Consider the following 3,265-nt stretch of genomic DNA (forward strand, 5'->3'; position numbering starts at 1 on the left):
AACCAATGAAGTTAGCTTTTCACAAATTAAATCGGAAAGAAATGATTTTATAGATTTCCTAGGAAAATCCATATCTGACTTACCTTGCAACGATTGTAGGTATGGGCTTTTATTCCACGGCGGCTGCCGAGCAAATAGCCTCTCATATGCTGGAAAAATCTGGGAAAGAGACCCCATTTGTTGTTCACTTTCGCCATTCGTTGAGGACGTTATTGTCCCACTACTCCCCGAAAAGTTAAAAAGTAGCTTTTATCAGTCCCTACAAGAGGAAAAATCTAAACCTGGAGACGTTTCACACCCATCCAGTACACATTCATGGCAGCGCATTCAAACCATCGAAATATAAATTGTCAAGCAGGATAGAATATGTCCATTCCTTTAAACGAACGTTTAATAGTCAGGAAGGCCCAAGAAGGTGACGCAAAATCTCTGCAAAACTACATGCTTAATTTGGCCGCCGAGAAAAACCCAAACATCCCTCTCTTAGAAAATGAACTCCTCGGGGATATTTCACTTATAAGTCAAAATATAAAAAGAACCAGCAATAGCAAATCGGACGCTCTTCTCCTACTTGTCGATGGAGAAAGAATTGTTGGTAGGCTTGATATAAACGGCTCGACTAGACACGCGTACTCTCATATAGCTTCATTAGGACTATCAATTGCTTATAACGATCGCAACAAAGGCTTGGGTAAAACCTTATTGGAATATGGAATTAACTACCTGCGTAATTCAAAAACAGTGCACAGAGTGGAGATATTGGTTAACACAGAGAACAAAATAGCTATATCGCTTTATGAGAAGAATGGTTTTAAGATTGAGGCCATTCAAAAGGACAAAGTTTTTTTTATGGGGGAATATTATGACGCCAGTCTTTACAGCCTTCTCTTAAATTAAGGGAACTATGAAAAAGGCTTTCTGATTTTCGGTAAAATATTTGAACCACCCGCCGAGTATCCCGATGAAACAGATAACCTTTGCCGACGCAGAGTATTCCGGCAAGCGCAAGCGGAGCCGCAAGGAGTTATTCCTGATCGAGGCGGATCAGGTGGCGCCGTGGAAGGGCTTGGTTGCCCTGATCGTGCCACACTATCCGAAGGGTGAAGACCGGACGTCCAACATCCTCATTGATGGTGACGCTGCGGGCTCATCTGACGCAGAACTGGTTCGGCTACANNTTGAGCCTGGAGCGCATTCCCGACGAAACCACCATCTTCAACTTCCGTCACCCGCTACAGAAGCTAGAGTTGGGGCCTGGGATTCTGGCCAATGGCGACTTGCTGTTCAGTTCCTCGCGAGCGCCGCTGGAAGGCAAGGAGGATGACGCCGACTCCGCGCTCTGGCACCTGCCGGCCGCCGGCGGCGAGGCGCAGCAATGGTTGCGCCGCCAGGGCGGGTTGTTCGGCCTGCGCGTCGCGCGCCAGAGCGGCACCCTGGTGCTGATGGCGGAGGCGCTGCCGTCGGCGAAGGACCCTGAGGACGAAAAACGCCTGCGCGCGTTGCGCAAGGACGGCAAGGTCGACGCCATCCTCCACGAGCGTTACCCGGTGCGCTTCTGGGACACCGACTTGGGCCCGGAACAGCCGCGCCTGTACCGGGCCGAGCCGATCGTCGACAGCGACGGCGCCGGCACGCCGCCGGCCCGGCTCGAACTCCACGGGCTGACCGACGACGCCGGCGAGGCGCTGCGCAACGCCCGCTTCGAATTGAGCGCTGACGGCCGCCTGCTGGTGAGCGACTGGCTGTCCGCCAGGGCCGGTGGCAATCAGCAAAGCCAGCTGGTGGTCATCGATACCCTGAGCGGCGCGCGCCGGATGCTGCTCGACCTGCCCGGATGGCACTACCCACTCTTTTGTCTGGACCCGCAGGGCGCGGCTCTGGCGGTCGTGGCGGAGAGCGAGGGTACGCCGAGCGAGGCGCCGCGCTGGCAATTGCTCAGCGTACCGCTGGACGGAAGCGAACCCCGCTGTATTGCTCCGGATTGGGACGGTTGTCCCGCATCCCTCGCTTGGAGCCCCGATGGCCAGCATCTGTACGCCAGCGCCGATCATCAGGGCCGCGCGCCGGTGTTCGCCATCGATCCCGCCCGCCGCAGCGTGACGCGGCTGACGCTGGACGACGCGGCCTACGCCGACCTTTGCGTCAGCCCCTGCGGCCGCCACCTGTATGCCCTGCGCCATGCCATCGACAGCCCGCCGCTGCCGGTGCGCCTCGACCTGGACGCCGAGGTTGCCACACTGGTTTCGCTGCGCGGGCCGTGCCAGCAGCCGGCCCTGCCCGGGCGCCTGACCGAAGTGGACGCCACGGGCGCCGACGGCGCGCGCGTGCGTGCCTGGCTGGCGCTGCCTGCCGGCGCCTCGGCCGCCGCGCCGGCCGCGCTGCTGCTATGGGTGCACGGCGGCCCGCTCGGCTCCTGGAACGGCTGGTCCTGGCGTTGGAATCCCTGGCTGGCGGTCGCCCGCGGGTATGCCGTGCTGATGCCGGACCCGGCGCTATCCACCGGCTATGGCCGCGGCTTCATCCAGCGCGGCTGGGGCGCCTGGGGCGACGCGCCCTATCAGGACCTGCTGGCGATCAGCGACGCCGCGCAGGCCCGCGACGACATCGACGGCCAGCGCAGCGCTGCCATGGGCGGCTCGTTCGGCGGCTACATGGCCAACTGGATCGCCGGGCACACCGACCGCTTCCGGGCCATCGTCAGCCATGCCAGCCTCTGGACCCTGAGCCAGTTCGGTCCGACCACCGACGCCTACCACTACTGGCGGCAGGAAATCGGCGCGCAGATGCTGCAGCACCATTCGCCGCACCGCTTCGTGCGGGATATCCGCACGCCCATGCTGATCATCCACGGCGACAAGGATTACCCCGTGCCAATTGGCGAGGCCCTGAGCCTGTGGGCGCAGCTCGCCGAGCAATTCGCCGACGAGCAGGGCCGCATGCCGCACAAATTCCTCTATTACCCCGGCGAGAACCACTGGATTCTCGCCCGCAGAACGCCAAGGTCTGGTACCAGACGGTGTTCGCCTTCCTCGCCGAACACGTCCATGGCCAAGCCTGGCAACGCCCCGAGGCGCTGGGATGAAGCCGCTGCCGGAACGGCTGGAAAGCGACCGGCTGTCGATCCGCTGCGCCGCGCCCGGCGACGCTCGCGCGCTGTACGACGGCGTGCTGGAGACCCTCGCCGAGCTGCGCGCCTGGGGATCGTCGCTGCCGTGGGCACTGGCCGAGCCGTCTGTGCAGGGGGGTATGCCGAGATAAGGCAAAA

At 60.3% G+C, this 3,265-nt stretch carries 3 protein-coding genes and 1 pseudogene; all 4 read left to right on the forward strand.

Going from position 1 to position 3,265, the window contains the following annotated elements; genetic code table 11:
* Positions 1-346 (forward strand): hypothetical protein (locus YA0848_RS36255; protein WP_232925246.1); only part of this gene is annotated, 346 nt, incomplete at its 5' end.
* 20 nt (positions 347-366) lie between these two features.
* Complete coding sequence (locus YA0848_RS34210) at positions 367-897, forward strand: GNAT family N-acetyltransferase (protein WP_071536849.1); 531 nt, start codon at positions 367-369, stop codon at positions 895-897.
* A 64-nt stretch (positions 898-961) separates the two neighbouring features.
* Positions 962-1,268, forward strand: a pseudogene (locus tag YA0848_RS34215) (IS5/IS1182 family transposase); the annotation flags it as partial.
* Between the two features lie 1,209 nt (positions 1,269-2,477).
* Positions 2,478-3,265 (forward strand): alpha/beta hydrolase family protein (locus tag YA0848_RS36260; protein WP_232925247.1); only part of this gene is annotated, 788 nt, incomplete at its 3' end.

Origin of the sequence: Pseudomonas sp. S4_EA_1b (genome assembly GCF_016307435.1) — a bacterium.
Lineage (GTDB): Bacteria > Pseudomonadota > Gammaproteobacteria > Pseudomonadales > Pseudomonadaceae > Aquipseudomonas > Aquipseudomonas rhodesiae.

Bases quoted from the DNA above. Each gene is read 5' to 3' on its own strand.
- YA0848_RS34210 (WP_071536849.1), top strand. From the start codon at position 367: ATGTCCATTCCTTTAAACGAACGTTTAATAGTCAGGAAGGCCCAAGAA.